This is a genomic window from Solemya elarraichensis gill symbiont, assembly GCF_002021095.1.
Lineage (GTDB): Bacteria > Pseudomonadota > Gammaproteobacteria > Chromatiales > Chromatiaceae.
Genome location: NZ_MPRK01000100.1, coordinates 1 through 6,364, shown reverse-complemented (window position 1 = coordinate 6,364; position 6,364 = coordinate 1). Strand labels below are relative to the sequence as shown.

5 protein-coding genes are annotated in these 6,364 nt (G+C 52.0%); 2 read left to right on the top strand and 3 right to left on the bottom strand.

Features of this window, described 5'->3' with window-relative positions; all coding sequences use genetic code 11:
• Positions 1-46 precede the first annotated feature (46 nt).
• The gene (locus tag BOW51_RS06390; protein ID WP_078476969.1) at positions 47-1,243 is read right to left on the bottom strand and encodes an acetate--CoA ligase family protein; all 1,197 of its coding nucleotides are present in this window, start codon (positions 1,241-1,243) and stop codon (positions 47-49) included.
• 93 nt (positions 1,244-1,336) lie between these two features.
• Entirely contained in the window at positions 1,337-1,753 is a 417-nt protein-coding gene (locus BOW51_RS06385; protein ID WP_135568103.1) for a hypothetical protein, read from the bottom strand.
• A 115-nt stretch (positions 1,754-1,868) separates the two neighbouring features.
• On the opposite strand from BOW51_RS06385, the gene BOW51_RS06380 reads away from it, so the two are divergent.
• Positions 1,869-3,503, top strand: coding sequence for an alpha-D-glucose phosphate-specific phosphoglucomutase (locus BOW51_RS06380; protein ID WP_078476967.1), 1,635 nt, complete (start codon positions 1,869-1,871; stop codon positions 3,501-3,503).
• Between the two features lie 179 nt (positions 3,504-3,682).
• Positions 3,683-5,767: an elongation factor G gene (gene fusA / locus BOW51_RS06375; protein ID WP_078476966.1), complete on the top strand. Its 2,085-nt coding sequence runs from the start codon at positions 3,683-3,685 to the stop codon at positions 5,765-5,767.
• A gap of 82 nt (positions 5,768-5,849) precedes the next feature.
• On the opposite strand, the gene BOW51_RS06370 is transcribed toward fusA, so the two are convergent.
• Positions 5,850-6,364, bottom strand: a 515-nt coding sequence (locus tag BOW51_RS06370) for a (Fe-S)-binding protein (protein WP_135568102.1), incomplete at its 5' end; no start/stop codon positions are given.

Genomic DNA, 6,364 nt, shown 5'->3' with positions numbered 1-6,364 from the left:
TTCCTTTGGCGCTGGCGCACGTCAGAAAAACAGTCTCGCCTAGTGGCTACCGGGGACTACGCGCCTTCGATTCTCTCTCCTTGGCGCGCAGCGTAGGCGTCAGTCCATACTGCCTCATGAGGTCAAGAGACTCATCATTGAGCACACGTTGTTTATTTTGCTCGTCACTATGAGTCACAAATGGCAGGCATGATGACCTGGCAATCAGTGCACCAATTGCTGAGACTCCATCACCCGTTATTCCGGCAGGAGTTTTTCGGGTCACTGAATAGATTTTGTCATTGAAAACTGTCAAGCGGTGACCAAATCCTGGAACATGTTTCTCGATCAGAATGTTCTTCGAAAATTTTTGTGCCTTCTGAAACGCCTTTTCGACTGCTGCAGCATCGTGCAGGTCGGCAAACACCCCCCTACCCTGATCCTGGTCTGATGGCTTGACAACCACAGGAAAGCCAATCACACTCGCCATCTTGACTGCTTGCTGGAGATCCTTAACGTGCCTGCACCCAGGCTCAGGCAGGCCGATACGATGCAGTATTTTACTGGTCACAAGCTTGTTAAGCGCGATGTCGACTCCGAGGGCTGACGTCTGGTCAGAAATGGTAATTTTCATCATGCGGCTGCAGGCTGCATAACCGAGTATCAGGTAACCCGGAACCAGGGTGCGCACCGGCATATCTATCTCCCATGCCGCCTGATATATAGCGTAGGTTGTTTTTTCACGCGTCGCATACTGTTTCAGGTATTTGCCGAGCGACTGCTTACGCTTCAGAAGATAATCAATACACTCCTTGTCGGTCGCTAGCTGACCGCCTGTATCTTTAAGCAATGTATGTTCCAAGGTAGTCATAACCCATTGGAACGCGGCAAGGGTCGCTTGTGAATGGGTGCTGGGGAGTGCAAATCTGAATGTCCGGCCGATCCCCTTATCAGCCTCTATCGTCTCTTCGATGACCCTGTAACCAGGATAGAGGGGAATCGAGAAGTGACGTTGAATCCCGGCGGCCCAGAAAAGAATACGGGACATCAGCTTCTCTTCTACTGAACAGGCCTCTGTTACCGGGTGTAATTCCCCCAGGACATCAGACATGATTGTATCGAGTCGAGACAGGTCAATATCTTCATTCAGACAAACACTCATCTCACCTGAGAGATAGGATTGCATAATGCCATAGCCCATTCCGGAAACATGCTGCCACCTCTTCAGCCGTGCGATCCCGGTCTTATCTGAACCTGCATCCATCAACTGCTTTTCTCGACAATAATTGATTGTGGCATCATTAGTTTATTATTAATTCCAGGATGAATAAACGCGTATACATGGTAAAAAACCGCCTTACTTACGCTGACACAGGGAACGATCATCAGGCTTCTCAACAGCATCGACAATAGCATTGACAAAATCCCCCAACTCCTGGGGAGAGAGAATCTCCATCACGCGTTTGAGCAGGTCTCCGGGCACATCGGCATACACAGTTTTGCCGTCAGCGAGATTCACCACCACGCCTGCCGTCTGGTAGTCATCACTATCCGGCTCGACTGTATCACTGAAAAGCTCATGATCGAGGTCCATCATGCTGTCATAGAAGTTGTCGATTTCGTCTGCGAGATTATCATCAACACTATCTTCTGGCAGCGAGACAATCAGTGAATCCTCTGATGAATCCTGCATTTGCGGATCAAGGCCGCGCTGACGCACAAAATCGCAACACTGCAGCATCGGCTGCTGGTGAAAAAAGACATATTCGAGCATGATGAAAACCGGATAAAGGTGTATGCCGCTATTGTGCGGCTTCAAGCAGGCACTGACAAGCAGTGCCAACCTGTGATCAAATAGTGGGTATGTTTGATTGACAGGCTGACGACCCTTGACACAGCAAAAAATAACAACCACTCCATTCGATGACCAGCGCCCCGGCACATCCGGATTGAGAAAGCGCGTCACCCGTTTCCAGTTGCCCAATTACCTCGAGAATTTCGTTCAATCGATCTTCAACAAGGTGCCTGCGCTGACTGGTGGTGTTCTCGTCATCGGTGGTGATGGACGCTATTACAACCGCGAAGCAATCCAGATTATTCTGCGCATGGCTACTGCCAACGGTGTTGCCCGCTGTATTGTCGGCCGTGGCGGCATCCTGTCGACTCCCGCTGTCTCTCACCTGATACGCAAGTACAAAACAACTGGCGGCATCATCCTCTCGGCGAGCCACAACCCCGGCGGACCTGATGGTGATTTCGGCATCAAGTTCAATGGCGACAATGGCGGCCCTGCTTCCGAATCCCTGACCGAGGCTATATTTGCCGAGAGTCAAACTATCAAGGAGTACCTGATCTCCGATGCAGGCGATATCAGCCTTGACGAAGAGTACACAACTGAACTTGACGGCATGCCGGTTGCAATCATTGATTCGGTAGATGACTATGCCGAATTCATGTCGCAGCTGTTCGATTTCGATGCAATCCGCGCACTGATCGCAAAGCCCGGCTTCAGCATGGCCATCGACTCTATGCACGCAGTCACCGGGCCCTATGCGAAACAGATCTTCGAAGAGATGCTTGGCGCACCTGAAGGCACGGTCATGAACGGCATCCCGCTGGAGGATTTCGGTGGCGGGCATCCTGATCCCAATCTTGTTTACGCTGCAGAACTGGTTGAAAAAACACGCGGCGACAACGGGGTGGATTTTGCTGCCGCAACCGATGGTGACGGTGACCGCAACATGGTCCTCGGCAAGAATTTCTTTGTCACTCCAAGCGACAGTCTTGCCGTGATGGTGGCCAATGCTACCCTGATTCCAGCTTATAAAAACGGCATCAGCGGCGTTGCCCGCTCAATGCCAACCAGCCAGGCAGCAGATGCCGTGGCTGAAAAACTTGGCCTCAACAGTTACGAAACACCCACGGGCTGGAAATTTTTCGGCCTGCTGCTCGATGCAGACAAAATCACCCTGTGCGGGGAAGAGAGCTTCGGTACTGGCTCAAACCACGTGCGTGAAAAGGATGGCTTGTGGGCTGTTCTCTTCTGGCTCAACCTGCTTGCAGTACGCAATGAATCCGTCGAGGAAATCGTCAGATCACACTGGAAAACCTATGGGCGCAACTATTACACCCGCTACGATTATGAGGCGATCGACAAGGGCATTGCCGATCAGCTGATAGCACAGTTGACACAAACACTCCCGCAACTGGTTGGCACTGAGCTTGGTGGAAACAGGGTCTCCTACGCAGATAATTTCAGCTACACAGACCCGGTCGACGGCTCTGTTTCAAGCAACCAGGGCCTCAGAATCGGTTTCGAAAATGGTGCGCGAATCATTTTTAGACTCTCGGGCACAGGAACCGAAGGCGCTACCCTGCGTGTCTATCTCGAGAAAATCGAGAGAGATGAGGCCAACCAGCAGGCCGAGACCGCCGAGGTGATGAAACCACTGGTCGATTTGGCACTGGAACTGGCCCAAATCGGCGAACTGACAGGGCGCGACGCACCGACTGTCATCACCTGATTGAGCTCTTCACGGAGCAAAAAATGCCCAAAAGGCTGCGATTACTCGAAAAATTCATCATTTTCTTGCCTATCGAGGCAAGTTTTCAGGTAAAATACCGCATTTTTTACACCCGGGGCAGACTGCCTCGACACTTTCCCGTGAATACGGGAAGTATTTAACTTATATAGAGTACAACCATGACCGACCTGACTCACTACCGTAACATCGGCATCTTCGCTCACGTCGATGCGGGTAAAACCACCACGACCGAGCGTATTCTGAACCTGACCGGCAAAACTCACAAAATTGGTGAGGTGCATGACGGTGAAGCGACAACCGACTTTATGGACCAGGAACGCGAGCGTGGTATTACTATCCAGTCTGCAGCGACAACCTGTTTCTGGAGAGACCATCAGCTGAACATCATCGATACCCCCGGACACGTTGACTTCACAATCGAAGTTTACCGTTCACTGAAAGTACTCGATGGCGGCGTTGGTGTCTTCTGTGGTTCCGGTGGTGTTGAGCCCCAGTCAGAAACAAACTGGCGTTATGCGAACGAATCAGAAGTTGCACGTATTATCCTCGTCAACAAGCTTGACCGTCTCGGTGCAGACTTCTACCGCGTTGTCGGCCAGGTTGAGAAAGTCCTCGGTGCCAACCCGCTGGTCATGGTTCTGCCAATCGGTACAGAAGATGAGTTCGTCGGCGTCGTTGACCTGCTGACTCGCAAAGCATGGATCTGGGACGACTCGGGCGATCCCCACAAGTACCGTCTTGAAGATGTACCAGCCGACATGACAGACAAGGTTGAAGAGTATCGCGAGAAGCTCATCGAAATGGCTGTCGAGCAGGATGACGACCTGATGGAAGCCTACCTCGAAGGTGAAGAGCCATCTATCGACGATCTCAAGGGCTGCATCCGCAAGGGTACTATCGCTCTTGATTTCTTCCCGACTTACTGTGGTTCTGCATTCAAGAACAAGGGTGTTCAACTGGTTCTGGACGCGGTTGTCGACTTCCTGCCTAACCCGATTGAAGTTGACCCTCAGCCTGAAGTTGACCTCGAAGGTAACGAGACCGGTAATTTCGCAGAAGTCAGCGTCGACAAGCCACTGCGTGCACTGGCGTTCAAAATTATGGACGACCGTTTCGGCGCCCTCACCTTCACACGTATCTATTCGGGCAAGCTCAACAAGGGCGACACAGTTCTGAATACCTACACAGGTAAAACCGAGCGTATCGGCCGTATCGTAGAGATGCACGCCGACTCTCGTGAAGAGCTCGATTCAGCACAGGCTGGTGACATCATCGCCCTGATCGGCCTCAAGAATACCCAGACCGGTCACACCCTGTGTGATCCCAAGCAGCCTGCTACTCTCGAACCCATGGTTTTCCCTGATCCGGTTATCTCAATCGCGATCAAGCCGAAAGACAAGGGCGGCGCAGAGAAGATGGGCCTCGCAATCAGCAAGATGGTTCAGGAAGATCCGTCATTCCGCGTCGAGACCGACGAGGAGAGCGGCGAGACCATCATCAAGGGCATGGGCGAACTGCACCTCGATATCAAGGTCGACATCCTCAAGCGTACCCACAACGTCGATGTTGAAGTTGGTAAGCCACAGGTTGCCTACCGTGAAACCATCACGCAGCGTATCGAAGACAGCTACACCCACAAGAAGCAGACCGGTGGTTCAGGTCAGTTCGCCAAGATCGATTTCACCATCGAGCCAGGCGAAGCAGGCAGCGGTTACGAATTCGAATCAAAGGTTACCGGTGGTAACGTACCACGTGAATTCTGGCCTGCGATTGAGAAAGGCTTCAGGGTCAGTGCTGACGAGGGTGTCCTCGCAGGCTTTCCTTGCCTGGACTTCAAAGTCACCCTGACTGATGGTGGCTTCCATGCCGTCGACTCATCTGCAATCGCATACGAGATCGCATCAAAGGCTGCTTACCGTGCTTCAATGCCAAAAGCCGGCCCGCAGATGATGGAGCCAATCATGAAGGTTGACGTCTTCACTCCTGAAGACCACGTTGGTGATGTAATCGGCGATCTCAACCGTCGTCGCGGCATGATCAAGCAACAGGAAGCAACTCCGACTGGCGTACGTGTAAAAGCTGACGCGCCTCTGAGCGAAATGTTCGGTTACATCGGTGACCTGCGTACCATGACCTCTGGTCGTGGACAGTTCTCCATGGAGTTCTCGCACTATAACGCGTGTCCTGCGAACATCGCTGAAGTGGTCATCAAAGAGACCAAGGAGCGCAAGGCAGCGAAGTAAATCACTTCACTTCCTGCAAACAAAAAGGCGGCCAAATGGCCGCCTTTTTTATGCGTTGAGCAAAATTGTTCGATAATGAACTCTACTGCTTCAGGTGATCAGCAATCAATTCAGTCAGACCTGTGACCTCGTGAGGTAACTCGTAGTGCTCAAGTCCATCCTCGAGCATCAGGCGGCAGTTGGCACATGCCGTAACGATAGTCTCGACACCATTGAGCTCATCAAGCTGTTTCTTTTTCCTGTTGAAAGCCTGTAGTCGAATCTCATCGGCACGCTCGTTGGCGCTAACACCACCGCCCCCACCACAGCACCAGTTCATATCGCCGGTATCAGGCATCTCCTGAAAATTACTGGCAACCAGGTAGAGCAGCTCCCTGGGCTGCTGAATGACACCGCCACGACGAGATATCTGGCATGGGTCATGATAGGTCAGTGGCGTATCTGTCATGCCTTCGAGCTGCAGACTACCGTTCTCGTACAGTTCACTGAGCAACTCGAGAACAAGCGTGTCTTTGATCTCGTGATGTAAAACGGGACATCCAAGTCGCCCTTTTACACTCGATCTTCGACAGCCTTTATTGCCCCGGACGCCCTGCG